Here is an 18,987-nt window from a genome sequence, read left to right on the forward strand (position 1 = left end):
TTGAACTGCCCTGGGTGATCAGAGCCGTTCGATGATCGTCACGTTGGCCTGGCCGCCGCCCTCGCACATGGTCTGGAGGCCGAACCGGCCGCCGGTGCGCTCCAGTTCGTGCAGGAGGGTCGTCATGAGCTTGACGCCGGTCGCGCCGAGGGGGTGGCCCAGCGCGATGGCGCCGCCGTTGACGTTGACCTTCTCGGGGTCGGCGCCCGTCTCCTTCAGCCAGGCGAGGACGACGGGGGCGAAGGCCTCGTTGATCTCGACGAGGTCGATGGCGTCGATGGACAGGCCGGTCTTCTTCAGGGCGTGGGCGGTGGCCGGGATGGGGGCCGAGAGCATGCGGATCGGGTCCTCGCCGCGGACGGAGAGGTGATGGACGCGGGCGCGGGGCGTCAACCCGTGTTCCCGCACCGCCCGTTCCGAGGCCAGCAGCATCGCCGCCGCGCCGTCGGAGACCTGGGAGGAGCAGGCGGCGGTGATGGTGCCGCCGTCGACGACCGGTTTCAGGCCGGCCATCTTCTCCAGTGAGGTGTCCCGGCGCGGGCCCTCGTCGACGCCGACCGCGCCGTAGGCCACCGTCTCCCGCTCGAAGCGGCCCTCGTCGATCGCGCGCAGGGCCCGCCGGTGCGAGCGGAGGGCGAACTCCTCCTGGTCCTGCCTGGTGATCCCCCACTTCGCGGCGATCATCTCGGCGCCGGCGAACTGGTTGACGGGCTGTGTCCCGTAGCGCGCCCGCCAGCCCTCGCTACCCGCGAAGGGGCCGTCCGTGAGGCCGAGCGGTTCGGCGGCCTGGCGGGAGGCGAAGGCGATGGGGATCAGCGACATGTTCTGGACGCCACCGGCGACGACCAGGTCCTGGGTGCCGGACAGCACGCCCTGCGCCGCGAAGTGCACGGCCTGTTGCGAGGACCCGCACTGCCGGTCCACGGTCACGCCCGGCACTTCCTCGGGGAGTCCGGCCGCCAGCCAGGCGGTCCGCGCGATGTCCCCGGCCTGCGGACCGACCGCGTCCAGGCACCCGAAGACGACGTCCTCCACGGCGGCGGGATCGATCCCCGAGCGCGCGATCAACGCCTTCAGCACATGCGCCCCGAGGTCGGCCGGATGCACCCCGCTCAGCCCTCCCCCGCGCCGCCCGACGGGCGTACGGACCGCTTCGACGATGTAGGCCTCGGCCATGTCAACTCCCCATACAAACCCATGAGTTATGCGCGTACGGCGATCCCGTCAAGGACCATCGACAGGTACTGCCGGGCGATCTCCTCCGCGCTGTGCTGTCCGCCCGGCCGGTACCAGGACGCGGCGACCCACACCGTGTCCCGCACGAACCGGTAGGTGAGCCGGACGTCGAGGTCGGCCCGGAAGACCTGGGCGGCGACCCCGCGCTCCAGCGTGGACAGCCACGCCTTCTCGAACTTGCGCTGCGACTCGGCGAGGAACGCGAACCGCTCCTGCGCGACCAGGTGCTTGCTCTCCTTCTGGTAGATCGCGACGGCGGCGCGGTGCCGGTCGATCTCCCGGAACGACTCGGTGACCAGGGCCTCGAGCGTCTCGCGCGGACTCAACTCGGCCTCCAGGACGGTGTCGTAGCCGCCCCAGAGTTCGTCGAGGAAGGTCCGCAGGATCTCCTCCAGCATCGATTCCTTGGAGTCGAAGTGGTAGTAGAGGCTGCCCGCGAGCATGCCCGCGTGGTCCGCGATCTTCCGTACGGTGGTGGCGTTGTAGCCCTGCTCGGCGAAGACCTCGGCCGCCGTGTCGAGGAGTTCACGACGGCGGGCCGGCGCGGCGGTCACCGGGGGTTTCTTCTTGGTCGGCACGGGACCATTGTCCTGCCACAGGCCCGACCCCCGGTCCCGCTACGCATGCTGACTGCTCACGGAGACGGTCTCGCCCGTCATGTACGAGGAGTAGTCCGAGGCCAGGAACACGATCACGTTGGCCACCTCCCAGGGCTCCGCGTACCGCCCGAAGGCCTCGCGTGCGGTGAGTTCCGCCAGGAGTTCGGGGGTCGTCACCTTCACCAGGTGCGGGTGCATGGCGAGGCTCGGCGAGACCGCGTTCACCCGCACTCCGTACTCGGCGGCCTCGATCGCCGCACACCGGGTCAGTGCCATCACGCCCGCCTTGGCCGCCGCGTAGTGCGCCTGTCCGGCCTGGGCGCGCCAGCCGACGACGGAGGCGTTGTTGACGATCACGCCGCCGCCGGTCCCGCGCATCGCGCGCAGCGCGGCCCGGGTGCAGCGGAAGGTGCCGTTCAGGGTCACGTCCAGCACCTTCGACCACTGCTCGTCGGTCATGTCGACGAGGTCCGAAGTGCCGCCCAGGCCCGCGTTGTTGACGACGACGTCGAGCCGCCCGTGCGCCGCGACGGCCGCGTCGAACAGGGCCTGCACCTGCGCCTCGTCGGTGACATCGCAAGGCAGCGCGGTGATCGCGCCCGCGCCGAACTCCCCGGCCAGCTCGGCCTCGTACTCCTTGAGTCGCCGTGCGTGCGCGTCGCTGATCAGCACGCGGGCGCCCTCTTGGAGGAAGCGGCGCGCGGTGGCCCCACCGATGCCCGCGCCGGCGGCGGCGGTGACGACGGCGGTGCGCCCCTTCAGCAGCCCGTGCCCGGGGACGTATGCCGGACTCTCGACGCCTGTCATACGGCCACGCTAACCTACCAAACACTTGTTAGGGAAGGATGGGCGGTCGATGGACCTGGACTTCACTCCCGCCGAGGAGGCGTTCCGCGCCGAGGCCCGCGCCTGGCTGCACGCACACGTGCCGGCCGCGCCCCTCCCCTCCCTGGAGACCGAGGAGGGCTTCGCCGCGCACCGCGCCTGGGAGGCCCAACTCGCCGCGGACCGCTGGTCGGTGGTGTCCTGGCCACAGGAGTACGGCGGCCGGGGCGTGGACATCGTGCGGTGGCTGGTCTTCGAGGAGGAGTACTACGCGGCGGGCGCACCGGGCCGGGTCGGTCAGAACGGCATCAACCTGCTCGCCCCGACCCTCTTCGACCACGGCACACGGGAGCAACGCGCGCGTGTGCTGCCGTCGATGGCGACCGGTGAGGTGGTGTGGGCGCAGGCGTGGTCGGAGCCGGAGGCGGGTTCGGACCTGGCGTCGCTGACCTCGCGGGCGGTGCGCACGGGTGGGGGCTGGCTGTTGAGCGGCCAGAAGACTTGGTCGTCGCGGGCGGCCTTCGCGGACCGTGCGTTCGGCCTGTTCCGCAGCGAGTTGGACACCCCGAAGCCCCATCAGGGCCTGACCTACCTGATGTTCGACCTGCGCGCGCCCGGCGTCACGGTCCGCCCGATCGGCCGCCTCGACGGCAAGCCGGCCTTCGCGGAGCTGTTCCTGGACGAGGTGTTCGTGCCCGACGAGGACGTGATCGGGGAGCCGGGGCAGGGCTGGCGGGTCGCCATGTCGACAGCGGGCAACGAACGCGGGCTCACCCTCCGCTCCCCCGGCCGTTTCCTCGCGTCCGCCGACCGCCTCCTCAACCTCTGGCGGACGCAGGGCAGTTCGGACGCACTGCGCGACCGGGTGGCGGACGCCGTGATCGGCGCCCGCGCCTACCAGCTCTTCACCTACGCCAACGCCTCCCGTTTCCTCGACGGCGAGTCCATCGGCCCGGAGTCCAGCCTCAACAAGGTCTTCTGGTCCGAGTACGACATCGCCCTGCACGAGACGGCCCTCGAACTACTCGGCGAGGAGGGCGAGTTGACGGACACCGACTGGGCCGAGGGTTACGTCTTCTCCCTAGCGGGCCCCATCTATGCCGGTACGAACGAGATCCAACGCGACATCATCGCCGAGCGCCTGCTCGGCCTGCCGAAGGGCCGCCGCTGATGCGCTTCCTGCTCGACCCCGAACAGCGGGCGTTCGCCGACTCGTTGAACGCGATGCTGACGGCCGCGGACACCCCGTCGGTCGTACGGTCCTGGAGTCGCGGCGACCATGCGAGCGGGCGCGCGCTGTGGCGCCGTGTCGCGGGGGCGGGGGTGTTCGCGCTGGCGGTGCCGGAGGCGTACGAGGGGCTGGGTGCGCACCCGGTCGAACTCGCGGTGGCGTTCGTGAAGTTGGGGCGGCACGCGGTACCGGGGCCGCTGGTGGAGACGGTCGTGGCGGCGGCGCTGCTGACCGAACCCGGGCCCGCCAAACGGCTGTTGCCCGCGCTGGCATCGGGCGAGGCGATGGCCACGGCGGCGCCGGCGGGGTCGTACGCACTGGACGGTGATGTGGCGACGACCCGCCTGACCTGGGACGCCGACGGTCTGCGGCTGGCCCCCGGGCACGGGCCGGTGCGCACGTCACTGGACCCTGCGCGCCGCCTCACCCACCTCCTCCCGGGCGGCGAACTCCTCACCCCGGACCCGCCCGTGGCCCACGCCCTCACCTGGGCCCGCCTCGCCACCGCCGCCCAAGCCCTCGGTGTCGGCCTCGCACTCCTCGACCGGACCGTCGCCTACGTGAAGCAGCGGACCCAATTCGGTGTCCCCATAGGCTCGTTCCAGGCTGTGAAGCATCAACTGGCCGATGCGAAGATCGCGTTGGAGTTCGCGCGCCCGCTGCTCTTCGGCGCCGCGCTCACCATGACGGAGGCGGACGTGGCCGCCGCGAAGGTCACGGCGTGCGAGGCGGCGTACGGGACGGCGCGTACGGCGCTTCAGTTGCACGGCGCGATGGGTTACACGGCGGAGTACGACCTGTCGCTGTGGCTGACCAAGGCCCGGGCCCTGCGGGCGAGTTGGGGCGACCCGGGTGAGTGCCGGGCCGCCGTGCTCAAGGGACTCGACGGCCTCAACGATCTCAACGGGCTCAGTGGTGGTGATCGCCGCTCGTGAGTTCCCGGTACTCCTCCGCCGTCGGCTTCGCGATCCGCGTCTCGGGTCCGAACATCGCCTTGGCGAGCCGGGCCCGCACCCGCTGTCCGCCCTTGACCTGCCGTTCCACGCCGTTCGTGTCGACGAGCGGTCCGATCTCGTAGGGCGGTTCCTGCTCGTGCTGGGTGAGGCGGAACAACTGGTCCTGGGTGAGGGGTTCGTGGACCTCGACGTACTCGCCGTGCGGCAGCATCTTGATGAGGCCCGACTCGCGGCCGTGCAGCACGGTGTCCCGATCCCGCCGTTGGAGCCCCATGCAGACGCGTTTGGTGACGAGGAAGGCGACGATCGGCATCACGAAGAACGAGATCCGCACGAACCAAGTGATCGCGTTGATCGACAGGTTGAGATGGGTGGCCACGACGTCGTTGCCACCGCCGATGAGCAGGACGCCGTACAGACTCAGCCAGGCCACCCCAAGTCCCGTGCGCACGGGCATGTTGCGCGGCCGGTCCAGGATGTGGTGTTCGCGTTTGTCGCCGGTGATCCACGCCTCGATGAAGGGGTAGGCGCCGATGGCGGCGAGGATCAGCGGGAAGAGCGTGAAGGGGATGAAGACGCCCAACTCCAGTGTGTGGCCCCAGGCGTTGATCTCCCATCCCGGCATCACGCGGATCAGTCCCTCGGAGAAGCCGAGATACCAGTCGGGCTGTGCGCCGGTCGTCACCAGGTCGGGCCGGTACGGTCCGAAGGCCCACACGGGGTTGATGCTGGCGATCCCGCCCATGATGGCGAGCACCCCGAAGACGAGGAAGAAGAAGCCGCCCGCCTTGGCCATGTAGACGGGCAGGAAGGGCATGCCGACCACGCTCTTCTGGTCCCGTCCGGGCCCGGGGTACTGCGTGTGCTTGTGGTAGAAGACCAGGATCAGATGCGCGACCACCAGGCCCAGCATGATCCCCGGAAGCAGCAGGACATGGACGGGGAAGAGCCGCGAGATGATGTCGTGGCCCGGGAACTCCCCGCCGAACAGGAACATCGACATGTACGTCCCGACGATCGGCACGGAGAGGATCGCGCCGTCCGCGAAGCGGATGCCGGTGCCGGACAGCAGGTCGTCGGGGAGCGAGTAGCCGGTGAGTCCGGTGATGATGCCGAGGAACAACAGGGTCCAGCCGAACACCCAGTTGAGCTCGCGCGGCTTGCGGTAGGCGCCGGTGAAGAACACCCGCATCATGTGGACGAGCATCCCGGCGATGAAGACAACGGCCGCCCAGTGGTGGATCTGCCGGATCAGCAGCCCGCCGCGCACGTCGAAGCTGATGTCGAGCGTGGACTCGAACGCGCGGGTCATCGGGATGCCGTTCAACGGCGTGTACGAGCCGTGGTAGATGACCTCGACACCGCTCGGTTCGAAGAACAGGGTGAGATAGACGCCGGTGAGGATCAGGATGATGAAGCTGTAGAGGCAGATCTCGCCCAGCATGAAGGACCAGTGGTCCGGGAAGACCTTGCGCATATTGGCCTTGGCCAGCGCGTACAGCCCGAGCCGTCCGTCCGCCCAGTCGGCGAGCTTCTCCCCCTTGCCGGGTTCACTCGGCCGCCCGCCGCCCGCTCCGTTCACCGATCGTGCGCCGTCCATACGTTCGCCGCCCTCCCCGTCGGATCACCCCACAGGGTGTCACGGGGCCCCGGCTAAGCCAACGGTGCGTCAGCGGGCAATGACAGCCCGATCACGGCGGTACGGCCTCGCGCGTGCAGCATCGCCTCCTCGCCGCCCAACCGCACGGCGTCGTAAGGCTCCAGAGTCAGCCCGGCCACCTCGGCGGTCCCGTCGAGCGCCACCACCAGGGCGCCCGCGCACACCCGCAGCCGCCCGCGGACGACGGCCACCGTGGGGGCCGTAGCGCCCGCGCCCCTGCGCCACATGACGTTGAGGTTGACGACGGGGCCGTCCAGCAGCCGGCAGTCGGTCGGTACGTCACCCCTGAAGTCCCGTGGAATGTAACGGGTGTTGACGAGCTGCCGTGCGCCGCCGACGGTGAGGTCCATGCCGGCGCCCTCGACGAGGGTCAGGGTCCGGTCGACGTCGGGAAAGGCTGAGAACGGCCCGTCCGCCCCGACCTCGGCAAGACTCACCCGCCACGCGAAGTCGTCCATGTCCGCGTCCTCGGGCCAGGCGGCGATCTCGCGGGTCACCCCGCCACCGTTCTTCCAGGGCACGGCAGTTCGCGCCGAGGCGGGCAGGAACCGGGTCATCGGACGATCCCCTGCTTCCGAGCCGCCGCAAGCCACTGCGGGAACTCGCCCATCATCCGGTCGTACAGATCGTCGTCCGACATCTTCCGGGGGTTCGAACCGGCTGGGAAGAAACCGGCGTTGTCGATCACCCTCTTCTGCGGCACAGCCAACTCGTCCAGCCTGCGCAGGAATTCGAAGTGCTTGCTCCGCGCGTTGCCGAATCCGATGAACTGCCAGAACAGCGGAAGCCTCGCCGCCTTGCACAAGTACCGTTCCGCGGCGGCCTTGTTGCTCGGGCCGCCGTCGGTCTGGAAGACGACGAAGGCCGGATCCTTCGCGCCGCTGTCGAGGTAGTGGTCGATGACGGCGTCCATAGCCACGTGGTAGCTGGTCTGCCCCATGTGCCCGAGCCCGGACACGATCCGCTCGATCCGCCCCTGATGGCTGTCAAGGGTGATGTCCGTGACGGTGTCGATGTCCGTCGAGAAGAAGACCACCGGCACCGTCCCGTCGTCGTCCAGGTGCGCCGACAGCCCCAACACCCGGTCCGCCAGCGCCTGCACGCTGCCGTCCTTGTAGTACGGCTTCATGGAGCCCGAGTAGTCGACCACGAGATAGACGGCCGCCCGCTGCCCGTCCAGCCCGTGCTTGCGGAGGGAGACCCCGGCACTTTTGTAGAGGCTGACCAGTGCGGGCGCGGTCTCCTCGACCTTGCTGAGCGAGATCGCGGCCACAGGGGCTCCCTTCGGATCACGGCGAAAGCATCGAGATTACGCCACGCAGGTCCGGCAGTCCCAATGTCCCCCCAACCCCCGGAATAAGGGACGTAACCGCCCCTAGGCTGGGCCCCATGAAACGCGTCGGCGTCCTGATCCTCGCCGCCGTACCCGTCGTCCTCGCCGCGACGGCCTACGGCTCCACACCCACCGCCCACGACGACCCGCGGCCCGGACCCCCGTCGGCCGCGACGCAGCGGAGAGCAGCCGTGGGCCTGGCCGCGCCGGCCATGAAGAACCTCGCGCAGGAACTGGTGGCCAGCGCCGAGAACTCGACGCTCAACTGGCGCAGCGCGTACGGCTACATCCAGGACATCGGCGACGGCCAGGGCTACACCGCGGGCATCATCGGCTTCTGCACCGGCACCCACGACCTGCTCGTCCTCGTCGAGAGCTACACCGCCGCCCACCCCGACAACGGCCTCGCCCGCTACCTCCCCGCCCTGCGCAAGGTCGACGGCACGGACTCCCACCAGGGCCTGGACCCCGGCTTCAAGGCCGCCTGGCGCGCCGAGGCGAAGGTCCCCGCCTTCCAGGCGGCACAGGACGCGGAACGCGACCGCATCTACCTCGACCCGGCGGTCAGCACCGCCCGGCGCGACGGCCTGGGCCCGCTCGGCCAGTTCATCTACTACGACGCGATGGTCTTCCACGGCCCGGGCACGGACGGCTTCTACGGCATCCGGGAGCGCGCGATGCAGCGAGTCGCGCCCCCTGCCCAAGGCGGCGACGAGAAGGCCTACTTGAGCGCCTTCCTCGACGTCCGCCGCGCCACGATGCGGGCCAAGCACCCCGGGATCGACACCTCCCGCATCGACACGGCCCAGCGGAAGTTCCTGGAGGAGGGGAACCTCAGTCTGCGGACGCCGTTGGTGTGGAAGGTGTACGGGGAGACGTACAAAGTGCCGTGAACATGCGGCGGCGCCTGCCGGTCCGGTCGGGGACTAGGCAGGCGCCGTCTCGTGTACCGCACGCCTTTGTGCGGGACGTCTTTGACGAGCCGTCAGGCCCGTGAACTCTCAGACCATCAACGCCCGGTCCGTCGGACGGATCGGCGCCGGCAACTCGCTGGCGCCCGTCAGGAAGCGGTCGACGCCACGCGCCGCCGAGCGGCCCTCTGCGATCGCCCAGACGATGAGGGACTGGCCGCGGCCCGCGTCACCGGCGACGAAGACGCCGGGGACGTTGGTCTGGAAGTCGGCGTCGCGGGCGATGTTGCCGCGCTCGTCCAGGTCCAGGGCGAACTGGTCGACCAAGCCGTTCTCGCGGTCCGTTCCCGTGAACCCCATGGCCAGCGTGACCAGTTGGGCCGGGATCTTGCGCTCCGTGCCCGGCTTCTGGGTCAGCTTGCCGTCGACGAACGCGACCTCGACGAGGTGCAGCCACTGGACGTTGCCGTCCTCGTCGCCCTCGAAGTGGGTGGTGTTGACGGAGTAGACCCGCTCACCGCCCTCCTCGTGCGCGGACGTCACCTTGTAGAGCATCGGGAAGGTCGGCCAGGGCTGCGCGACCGCGTTCCGCTCGTCGCCCGGGCGAGGCATGATCTCCAACTGCGTGACGGAGGCGGCCCCTTGACGGTTCGCCGTACCGACACAGTCCGCGCCGGTGTCGCCGCCGCCGATCACGACGACGTGCTTGCCCTCGGCCGAGATCGGGGCGGTGACGTAGTCACCCTCCTGGACCTTGTTGGAGAGGGGCAGGTACTCCATCGCCTGGTACACGCCCTTCAACTCCCGCCCGGGGACGGGGAGATCACGGGCAGTGGTGGCACCGGCGGCGATGACGACCGCGTCGTAGCGCTTGCGCAGGTCGGTGGCCTTGAGGTCGACGCCGATCTCGATGCCGGTGCGGAAACGGGTGCCCTCCGCGCGCATCTGCTCGATACGGCGGTTGATGTGCCGCTTCTCCATCTTGAACTCGGGGATGCCATAACGCAGGAGGCCGCCGATGCGGTCCGCGCGCTCGTACACCGCGACCGTGTGACCCGCCCGCGTGAGCTGCTGGGCGGCGGCCAGGCCCGCCGGGCCCGAGCCGATGACCGCGACGGTCTTGCCGGAGAGGCGCTCGGGAGCCTGCGGGGCGACATCGCCCGTCTCCCACGCCTTGTCGATGATGGAGACCTCGACGTTCTTGATGGTGACAGGCGGCTGGTTGATGCCCAGCACACAGGCAGCCTCGCACGGCGCGGGGCACAACCGCCCAGTGAATTCAGGGAAGTTGTTCGTCGCGTGCAGACGCTCCGACGCGGCGGTCCAGTCCTCGCGGTAGGCGTAGTCGTTCCACTCGGGGATCAGGTTCCCCAGCGGACAGCCGTTGTGGCAGAACGGGATACCGCAGTCCATGCACCGGCTCGCCTGCTTGCCGATGATCGGCAGCAGCGAACCGGGGACGTAGACCTCGTTCCAGTCCTTCAGACGGACGTCCACGGGACGGGACTTGGCGACCTCGCGCCCGTGGTTCAGAAAGCCCTTCGGGTCAGCCATTGATCGCCGCCTCCATCATCTTCTCGGTGATCTCGGTCTCGGAGAGACCCGCTCGCTCGGCGGCGTCCTTGGCGGCGAGCACTGCCTTGTACGCACTGGGGATGATCTTGCTGAAGCGGTCCACGGAGACGGCCCACTCGGCGAGCAGCTTCTCGGCGACCGTGGAAGCGGTCTCCTCGGCGTGGCGGCGCACCACGTCGTGCAGCCACTGCTTGTCGTCCTCGTCCAACTCCTCGACGGCGCCCGCGTTTCCGACGTTGACGTTGTCGGGGTTCAGGTCGATGACGTAGGCGATGCCGCCGGACATGCCCGCCGCGAAGTTGCGGCCGGTCTCGCCGAGCACGACCGCCCGGCCACCGGTCATGTACTCGCAGCCGTGGTCGCCCACACCCTCGGAGACCACCGTGGCACCGGAGTTGCGGACACAGAACCGCTCGCCCGTACGGCCGCGCAGGAACAGCTCGCCGCCGGTCGCGCCGTAGGCGATGGTGTTGCCCGCGATGGTGGAGAACTCGGCGAGGTGGTCGGCGCCCCGGTCGGGTCGGACGATCACCCGGCCGCCCGAAAGGCCCTTGCCGACATAGTCGTTGGCGTCACCCTCCAGGCGCAGCGTGACACCGCGCGGGAGGAAGGCGCCGAAGGACTGGCCCGCGGAACCGGTGAAGGTGATGTCGATGGTGTCGTCGGGCAGACCCGCCCCGCCGAACTTCTTCGTCACCTCGTGGCCGAGCATGGTGCCGACCGTGCGGTTGATGTTGCGGATCGCGACCTGGGCGCGCACCGGCTGGGCGTCGGTGGCGCTGGACGCGGCGAGGGCGTCGGCGGCGAGCTTGATCAGCTCGTTGTCGAGCGCCTTCTCCAGGCCGTGGTCCTGCTGGATGACCTGGTGGAGGGCTGCGCCGTCCGGGAGTTCGGGGACGTAGAAGAGGGGGGCGAGGTCGAGGCCCTGCGCCTTCCAGTGGTCCACGGCCCGCTCGACGTCGAGCGTTCCGGCCTTGCCGACGGCTTCCTCGATGGTGCGGAAGCCCAGCTCGGCGAGGATCTCGCGGACCTCTTCGGCGATGAACTGGAAGAAGTTCACGACGTATTCGGCCTTGCCGGCGAACCGGTCGCGCAGCACCGGGTTCTGCGTGGCGATGCCGACCGGGCAGGTGTCGAGGTGGCAGACGCGCATCATGACGCAGCCGGAGACGACGAGCGGCGCGGTCGCGAAACCGAACTCCTCTGCGCCGAGCAGCGCGGCGATGACAACGTCACGGCCGGTCTTCAGCTGGCCGTCGGTCTGCACGACGATCCGGTCGCGCAGGCCATTCAAAAGGAGCGTCTGCTGGGTCTCGGCGAGGCCCAACTCCCAAGGTCCACCTGCGTGCTTGAGGGACGTGAGCGGGGACGCGCCCGTACCGCCGTCGTGGCCGGAGATGAGCACGACGTCCGCGTGCGCCTTCGACACACCCGCGGCGACCGTGCCGACGCCGACCTCCGAGACCAGCTTCACGTGGATCCGCGCCTGCGGGTTCGCGTTCTTCAGGTCGTGGATCAGCTGGGCGAGGTCCTCGATGGAGTAGATGTCGTGGTGCGGCGGCGGCGAGATGAGCCCGACGCCGGGGGTCGAGTGACGCGTCTTCGCGACCCAGGGGTAGACCTTGTGGCCGGGCAGCTGGCCGCCCTCGCCGGGCTTGGCGCCCTGGGCCATCTTGATCTGGATGTCGTCCGCGTTGACCAGGTACTCGGAGGTGACGCCGAAGCGGCCGGAGGCGACCTGCTTGATGGCGCTGCGCCGGGCCGGGTCGTAGAGCCGGTCCGCGTCCTCGCCGCCCTCACCGGTGTTGGACTTGGCGCCCAGCTGGTTCATGGCGATGGCGAGGGTCTCGTGCGCCTCCAGGGAGATGGAGCCGTACGACATGGCGCCGGTGGAGAAACGCTTGACGATCTCGGAGACGGGCTCGACCTCGTCGATGGAGATCGACGGGCGGTCCGCCTTGAAGCCGAAGAGCCCGCGCAGCGTCATCAGCCGCTCGGACTGCTCGTTCACGCGGTCCGTGTACTTCTTGAAGATGTCGTAGCGGTTGGTGCGCGTCGAGTGCTGGAGGCGGAAGACCGTCTCCGGGTCGAACAGGTGCGGCTCGCCCTCGCGGCGCCACTGGTACTCGCCGCCTATGTCGAGGGCGCGGTGCGCGGGCGCGATGCCGCTCGCGGGGTACGCCTTCGCGTGCCGGGCGGCGACCTCCTTGGCGATGACGTCGATGCCGACGCCGCCGATCTTGGTGGCCGTACCGCTGAAGTAGCTGTTGACGAACTGCTCGTCGAGGCCGACCGCTTCGAAGACCTGGGCGCCCCGGTAGGAGGCGACCGTCGAGATGCCCATCTTGGACATGACCTTGAGGACGCCCTTGCCGAGCGCGTAGATCAGGTTGCGGATGGCCTGCTCGGCCTCGATGTCGGTGAGGAACGTGCCCGCGCGGACGAGGTCCTCGACGGACTCCATCGCCAGGTACGGGTTCACGGCCGCGGCGCCGAAGCCGATGAGCAGGGCGACGTGGTGGACCTCGCGGACGTCACCGGCCTCGACCAGCAGGCCCACCTGGGTGCGCTGCTTGGTGCGGATGAGGTGGTGGTGGACGGCGGCGGTGAGCAGCAGCGACGGGATCGGCGCGTGCTCGGCGTCGGAGTGCCGGTCCGAGAGGACGATCAGCCGGGCGCCGTTCTCGATGGCCGCGTCGGCCTCGGTGCAGATCTCCGCGAGGCGCGCGGCGAGGGCGTCGCCGCCGCCGGAGACCCGGTACAGGCCGGAGAGGGTCGCGGCCTTCATGCCGGGCATGTCGCCGTCGGCGTTGATGTGGATGAGCTTGGCCAGCTCGTCGTTGTCGATCACCGGGAAGGGCAGGGTGACGCTACGACAGGACGCGGCCGTCGGCTCCAGCAGGTTGCTCGCGGGGCCGAGGGACGAGCGCAGGGAGGTCACGAGCTCTTCCCTGATCGCGTCCAGCGGCGGGTTGGTGACCTGCGCGAACAGCTGGGTGAAGTAGTCGAAGAGCAGCCGGGGGCGCGCGGAGAGCGCGGCGATCGGCGAGTCGGTGCCCATCGAACCGATCGGCTCGGCACCGGCCTTGGCCATCGGCGCGAGGATGACGCGCAGCTCTTCCTCGGTGTAGCCGAAGGTCTGCTGGCGGCGGGTGACCGAGGCGTGCGTGTGCACGATGTGCTCACGCTCGGGCAGGTCGGACAGCTCGATCTCACCGGCTTCGAGCCAGTCGGCGTACGGCTTCTCGGCGGCGAGGCCGGCCTTGATCTCGTCGTCCTCGATGATGCGGTGCTCGGCGGTGTCCACGAGGAACATGCGACCGGGCTGCAGGCGGCCCTTGCGGACGACCTTCGCGGGGTCGATGTCGAGGACGCCGACCTCGGAGCCGAGGACGACGAGGCCCTCGTCGGTGACCCAGTACCGGCCGGGGCGCAGGCCGTTGCGGTCGAGGACCGCGCCGACCTGGGTGCCGTCGGTGAAGGTGACGCAGGCCGGGCCGTCCCAGGGTTCCATCATCGTGGCGTGGAACTGGTAGAAGGCGCGGCGGGCCGGGTCCATGGAGTCGTGGTTCTCCCACGCCTCCGGGATCATCATCAGCACGGAGTGCGGCAGCGACCGGCCACCGAGGTGGAGCAGTTCCAGCACCTCGTCGAAGGACGCGGAGTCGGAGGCCTCGGGCGTGCAGATCGGGAAGATCCGGTCGATCTTGTCCTGGTCGCCGAACAGGTCGGAGGCGATCTGCGACTCGCGGGCGGCCATCCAGTTGCGGTTGCCCTTGACCGTGTTGATCTCGCCGTTGTGCGCGACGAAGCGGTACGGGTGGGCGAGCGGCCACGACGGGAAGGTGTTCGTGGAGAACCGGGAGTGCACGAGCGCGATCGCGGAGGCGAAGCGGCGGTCGGACAGGTCCGGGAAGAAGGGCTCCAGCTGACCGGTGGTGAGCATGCCCTTGTAGACGATGGTCCGCGCGGACAGCGACGGGAAGTAGACGCCGGCCTCGCGCTCGGCGCGCTTGCGCAGCGCGAAGGCCTTGCGGTCGAGGTCGATGCCCTGGGTCTCGCCGTCGCTCACGAAGACCTGACGGAACAGCGGCATGGTGGAGCGGGCCGTGGCGCCGAGGAGTTCGGGGGCGGTCGGAACCTCGCGCCAGCCCAGAACCGTGAGGCCCTCTTCGGCGGCGATCGTCTCGATCTGTGAGACGGTCGCGTCCGCGCCGTCCGGGGGCAGGAAGGCGATGCCGGCCGCGTATCCACCGGCGGCGGGCAGATCGAATCCGGCCACCTCACGGAAGAAGGCGTCCGGGACCTGGGACAGGATGCCCGCGCCGTCGCCCGAGTCGGGCTCGGCACCGGTCGCACCGCGGTGCTCCAGGTTGCGCAGCACCGTGAGCGCCTGGTCGACCAGCGCGTGGCTCGCCTCGCCGGTGAGGGTGGCCACGAAGCCGACGCCACAGGCGTCGTGCTCGTTGCGGGGGTCGTACATACCCTGCGCGGCAGGGCGAGCATCCATGAAGGACCACTTCTGGCCATTCGTGGGCTGCTGGGACGGCTGGCGCGGCGTACGCATCGGCTCTCCCGTCGTCGTCGTGGCATATGCATGGGCATAGGGACGACGTTGGCCCTCTGCGAGTTAGCGCAAAATTTCGTGCAGGTTACATGATGGAACGGTTCTCGGGAACCGGATACTCCGTTCCAACATGCGGACGCCGCTGGGTCGCGGCGGAGCACCGCACCAGCGGTGAAGGTTAAGGGGACCAAAGCGGACAGATCGATGTCCGTCGGTCCAGGGCAGAGGGAGCGTCGTCGCCCATCCCGCGGGTGCGCCGCGAGCGTCATTGCCCACAGCGCTTACGGCTCATGCCCAGTGGTTAAGCGTTCGAAACCAGCGAGTAACGGCTACTTATGCGGCTCAACGCATAAGTGCGCGTCGAGCTATCCTACGACCGTTCCGAACAAGGCGCCCAGGGCGTACGTCACACCGGCCGCCGCACCCCCCAGCGCGAGCTGCCGCAGCCCGCTGAACCACCAGGTCCGCGCGGTCACGCGGGCCACCACGGCACCGCAGCCGAACAGCCCGACAACGGCGAGCAGCAGCGTCGGCCACAGCGCGGTCACCCCGAGCAGGAACGGCAGTACGGGAAGCAGCGCACCCAGCGCGAACGACCCGAAGGACGACACGGCGGCGACGAGCGGCGAGGGCAGATCACCGGGATCGATGCCCAGCTCCTCCCGGGCATGTATCTCCAGAGCCTGCTCGGGATCGCGCGAAAGCTGCCGGGCGACTTCACGGGCGAGTTCGGCGTCGACACCGCGGGCGGCGTAGAGCGAGGCGAGTTCTTCTTCCTCGTCCTCGGGGTGCTTGCGCAGCTCCCGCCGTTCGACGTCCAGCTCGGCCTCGACCAGCTCGCGCTGGGAGGCGACGGAGGTGTACTCGCCGGCCGCCATGGAGAAGGCACCGGCGGCGAGACCGGCCAGCCCGGTGATGACGACGGTCTGATGACTCACGGCACCGCCCACGACACCGGTCATCAGGGCGAGGTTGGAGACGAGACCGTCCATCGCACCGAACACCGCGGGGCGCAGCCAACCGCCGTTCACATCACGGTGGGTGTGGTTGTCGCGGTGCGCCTCGTGGAGCGTCGCCTCGGTCTCGATGATGGCCATGCGGTGATCCCCCAGGAGGCTGACAAGCGCCTAAGGTAAGGCTAACTTTGGACAGGTTCTACTCTTTGACAACACTGAACATACGCTTTTCATTTCGCACCCACCAGCAAGGAAAGGCTGGGCTAACCTGCGGCTTTACCCTCGAACGCTCATCCGTGATGGATCATGATCAGATGTCGACCGGGTGATGCTGCACTCCGTCAGGCTCTGCCGAAGGCCTCCCGTGGGAGACATCCGCAAAGGGTTCCGCGCCCTGAGGCGCCCTGAGGGAACCCCGTAGGAGAGGCCGCGTATGGCATCGATCGCCTGCATTCCCCCGGTCCCGGCGCCCAAGAACGCCACCGAACTCCGCGAACGAGCACGCGGCGCGCTGCTCGGCCTGGCAGTAGGGGACGCCCTGGGCGCACCGGCGGAAAACATGAAGCCCTCGGAGATCCGCGCCCGTTGGGGCCGCATCACCGGATACGTGGCGGAGAACCCCGCGGGCACGGACGACACGGAGTACGCGATCTTCTCCGGCCTGCTCCTGGCCCGCCACGGCTCGGCGCTCACGCCGACCCACGTGGAGGCGGCCTGGCACGAGTGGATCGCGGACCGCGACGAGGGCCCGTTCCGGGGCGCGGGTTTCAGTGAACGCGGCACGCTGGAAAACCTCAGAAGGGGACTGGCAGCCCCGATTTCGGCGCAACACCGCCACGCCTGGAGCGACGGCCTGGCCATGCGCGCGGCCCCCTTCGGCGTCTTCGCGGCGGGCCGCCCGGCGGAAGCGGCCCGTCTGGTGGCGATCGACGGTTCGGTGAGCCACGACGGCGAGGGCATCTACGGCGGCCAGGCGGTCGCGGCGGGCGTGGCGGCGGCGATGGCGGGAGCGCCGACGATCGCGGTAGTGGCATCAGCCCTGGCCGTGGTCCCCGACGACTCCTGGACGGCCCGCTCCCTCCGCCGAGCCGTGGCGGTCGCCCACCGAGGCGAACGAGCGGTCCGCTCCGCGGTGGTCATCGGCGGCTATCCCTGGACCGACCTGGCCCCCGAAGCCGTCGCCCTCGCCTTCGGCGCGTACGCGGCGGCGGACGGCGACTTCGTGGAGTCGGTCCTCACGGCGGTCAACATGGGGCGGGACGCGGACACGACGGCGGCGGTGGCGGGCGCCCTGGCCGGCGCGACCCGGGGCGCGTCGTCGATCCCCTCCGACTGGGCATCGGCAATCGGCCCGGCACGCGGCAGCTGCCTACCGGCGATGGCGGGCCACCACGTCCTGGACATCGCGGAGTTGCTGATTCCGGGGGAGGGCGGCAAGTGGGGTGCCGGTGCCTCGCGGCCGGATCAGCGGGAGTACGTGCTGGCGGCGGACGAGGACGAGGTGCAGCCGTGAATCACCGCGACGAGGAAGCCCACGCGGGTCACGAGACGCGGCTCGGCGTCACAGCGAGGGCCGAGGGCGAGTCGGCCGTGCAGGGGCCACGGGCATCCAGCTCAGGACTCCGCCCACCGCACCCCACGCCGCACGACTCCACCGCCGCCGACGGCGAATTCGCCCCACAGGGGCCACCCGCACCCGACTCTCGGCTCCACCCGCTGCCCCCCACCCCACTCAACCCCACCGCCGCCGACGGCGAACCCACCCCGCAGGGGCCACCCGCACCCACTTCCCCACTCAACCCGCCACACCCCACCCCAATCGACCCCACACCCGCCGATGGCGAACCCACCCCACAAGGGCCACCCGCACCCACCTCCCGACTCCACCCGCTGCCTCCCACCCCCTTCAACCTCGCAGCCGCCGACGGCGAATCCGCCCCACAGGGGCCACCCGCACCCGACAACGAAACCCGCACGGGCGGTGCGGGTGGGAAAACAAAGGCCGATGGCGGAGCCGAGGCGCGTCGCGTTGAGGGGCTGCTCCTCGGGCTCGCCGCAGGGGACGCCGCCGGTTGGCCCGCCGCAAGGCACCGCGCCGCCAGGATGCCGGAGTGGACCCGCCGCCTCACCCGCGAACTCGACACCTTCGCCGAACAGAACGCGACCACGACACTCCCCGTCCCCATCGCCCTGAACCAACCCCCCGAGCCCCTACGCCTCGGCCCCTCCGACGACGCCGAATGGGCAGCGTTCGCCGCAGAAGCCGTACTGAGAGCCGGCGACGACACAGTCCTCGGCGACCTCAGCAGAGAACGCAGAACCCGCGCCGCGATCGACCTCACCTGGAACGCCATCGCCAGCGAGGTCGCCGCCGCAGCGGACCGCGCCCCGGAGGTCGAATCCGCCGTACTCCCCCTCCGCGCCCGCATCTCCGTCCGCGCAGGCCTCGGCAACCTCGCCGCCGGCCTCCGCCCACCCGCCACCGGCCACGACAACCCCCACTACTTCGACGACGCGGCCTGCGTAAGAGCCTGCGTACTGGCGGTGGCGCACCCCGGCGACCCCCAACGCGCCGCCGCCCTCGCCGAGTTCGACGCCCACTACACCCAGGACGGCGACGGAGTCCACGGCGCCAGAGCCATGGCGGCAGCCCTCGCACTCGCCCTGGTCGGCGCGAACGTAGACGATTGCGTGGCAGCCGCCCTCGCCGAACTCCCCGAAGCCACAGAGATCGGCCGCAACGCCCGCCACGCACTGAAGTTGGCCCAGGACAGCGACAACGCCTTCGCCCTGATCCCCCTCCTGGAACACCAGATCGTCGACCACGTCTACAGCTACGGCATCGCCGCCGCCGAAACCGTCCCCGTCGCCCTGGCCCTCGCCACCGCCGCACGAGGCCGTATCGCCGAAGCGGTCCCGGCCGCCGCCTGCCTCTCCCGCGTCGCCGACTCCGCACCGGCCCTGGCAGGCGCCCTCACCGGCGCCCTCAGCGGCGGAGGAGCCATCCCCGCCGCGTGGCGGGACGCCTGCCGCACCCTCTCCGGCTGCGCACTCCCCCGCCTCACCGGCACCGATCTCGTAGAACTCGCCGAACTCCTGGAAGCCACACAACCGCCCCCACCAGGAGGATGATTCGGT

General features: G+C 70.0%; 14 protein-coding genes. 5 read left to right on the forward strand and 9 right to left on the reverse strand.

What is annotated here, in order from left to right:
- Positions 1-18: 18 nt before the first annotated feature.
- The 3 genes from OO70_RS24065 to OO70_RS24075 are packed head-to-tail and all read right to left on the reverse strand — an operon-like array spanning position 19 to position 2,642.
- Positions 19-1,176: an acetyl-CoA C-acetyltransferase gene (locus tag OO70_RS24065; protein ID WP_043675212.1), complete on the reverse strand. Its 1,158-nt coding sequence runs from the start codon at positions 1,174-1,176 to the stop codon at positions 19-21.
- A 26-nt stretch (positions 1,177-1,202) separates the two neighbouring features.
- Positions 1,203-1,814, reverse strand: coding sequence for a TetR/AcrR family transcriptional regulator (locus OO70_RS24070; protein ID WP_043675215.1), 612 nt, complete (start codon positions 1,812-1,814; stop codon positions 1,203-1,205).
- 39 nt (positions 1,815-1,853) lie between these two features.
- A complete protein-coding gene (locus tag OO70_RS24075) occupies positions 1,854-2,642 on the reverse strand; it encodes an SDR family oxidoreductase (protein WP_043675218.1) in 789 nt (262 codons plus the stop codon).
- 49 nt (positions 2,643-2,691) lie between these two features.
- Here OO70_RS24075 and OO70_RS24080 point away from each other — a divergent pair, with 49 nt between their 5' ends.
- Positions 2,692-3,831 carry an acyl-CoA dehydrogenase family protein gene (locus OO70_RS24080; protein WP_043675221.1) on the forward strand — a complete coding sequence of 380 codons (1,140 nt, stop codon included), beginning with the start codon at positions 2,692-2,694 and terminating at the stop codon, positions 3,829-3,831.
- Positions 3,831-4,826 carry an acyl-CoA dehydrogenase family protein gene (locus OO70_RS24085; RefSeq protein WP_051741544.1) on the forward strand — a complete coding sequence of 332 codons (996 nt, stop codon included), beginning with the start codon at positions 3,831-3,833 and terminating at the stop codon, positions 4,824-4,826. The genes OO70_RS24080 and OO70_RS24085 overlap by 1 nt, the downstream gene beginning before the upstream one ends.
- Here OO70_RS24085 and qcrB read toward each other — a convergent pair.
- From qcrB to OO70_RS24100, 3 genes are read right to left on the reverse strand one after another with little or no spacing between them, the layout of a single operon-like run.
- On the reverse strand, positions 4,801-6,447 hold the full coding sequence (qcrB, locus tag OO70_RS24090) for a cytochrome bc1 complex cytochrome b subunit (RefSeq protein WP_043675223.1): 1,647 nt from the start codon (positions 6,445-6,447) through the stop codon (positions 4,801-4,803). The genes OO70_RS24085 and qcrB overlap by 26 nt on opposite strands.
- A gap of 53 nt (positions 6,448-6,500) precedes the next feature.
- Positions 6,501-7,064, reverse strand: a complete 564-nt coding sequence (locus OO70_RS24095) for a HutD/Ves family protein (RefSeq protein WP_043675226.1) — start codon at positions 7,062-7,064, stop codon at positions 6,501-6,503.
- Positions 7,061-7,780 (reverse strand): vWA domain-containing protein, encoded by a 720-nt coding sequence (locus OO70_RS24100; protein ID WP_043675228.1) that lies wholly within the window; start codon positions 7,778-7,780, stop codon positions 7,061-7,063. The genes OO70_RS24095 and OO70_RS24100 overlap by 4 nt, the downstream gene beginning before the upstream one ends.
- Before the next feature lie 116 nt (positions 7,781-7,896).
- Between OO70_RS24100 and OO70_RS24105 the strand changes: the two genes are divergently transcribed.
- The gene (locus tag OO70_RS24105; protein WP_043675230.1) at positions 7,897-8,733 is read left to right on the forward strand and encodes a chitosanase; all 837 of its coding nucleotides are present in this window, start codon (positions 7,897-7,899) and stop codon (positions 8,731-8,733) included.
- Between the two features lie 108 nt (positions 8,734-8,841).
- Here the strand turns inward: OO70_RS24105 and OO70_RS24110 are convergent, their stop codons facing one another.
- The 3 genes from OO70_RS24110 to OO70_RS24120 form a co-directional block, all read right to left on the reverse strand.
- Positions 8,842-10,305: a glutamate synthase subunit beta gene (locus OO70_RS24110; RefSeq protein WP_043675233.1), complete on the reverse strand. Its 1,464-nt coding sequence runs from the start codon at positions 10,303-10,305 to the stop codon at positions 8,842-8,844.
- A complete protein-coding gene (gene gltB / locus OO70_RS24115; protein ID WP_078651536.1) occupies positions 10,298-14,893 on the reverse strand; it encodes a glutamate synthase large subunit in 4,596 nt (1,531 codons plus the stop codon). The genes OO70_RS24110 and gltB overlap by 8 nt, the downstream gene beginning before the upstream one ends.
- A gap of 365 nt (positions 14,894-15,258) precedes the next feature.
- Positions 15,259-15,990 carry a VIT1/CCC1 transporter family protein gene (locus OO70_RS24120; protein WP_043675240.1) on the reverse strand — a complete coding sequence of 244 codons (732 nt, stop codon included), beginning with the start codon at positions 15,988-15,990 and terminating at the stop codon, positions 15,259-15,261.
- Positions 15,991-16,282: 292 nt separating this feature from the next.
- On the opposite strand from OO70_RS24120, the gene OO70_RS24125 reads away from it, so the two are divergent.
- Positions 16,283-17,362, forward strand: coding sequence for an ADP-ribosylglycohydrolase family protein (locus tag OO70_RS24125; protein WP_043675243.1), 1,080 nt, complete (start codon positions 16,283-16,285; stop codon positions 17,360-17,362).
- 377 nt (positions 17,363-17,739) lie between these two features.
- Entirely contained in the window at positions 17,740-18,981 is a 1,242-nt protein-coding gene (locus tag OO70_RS24130) for an ADP-ribosylglycohydrolase family protein (RefSeq protein ID WP_078651541.1), read from the forward strand.
- Positions 18,982-18,987: the final 6 nt, after the last annotated feature.

The organism is Streptomyces xylophagus (genome assembly GCF_000716435.1).
GTDB classification, from domain to species: domain Bacteria; phylum Actinomycetota; class Actinomycetes; order Streptomycetales; family Streptomycetaceae; genus Streptomyces; species Streptomyces xylophagus.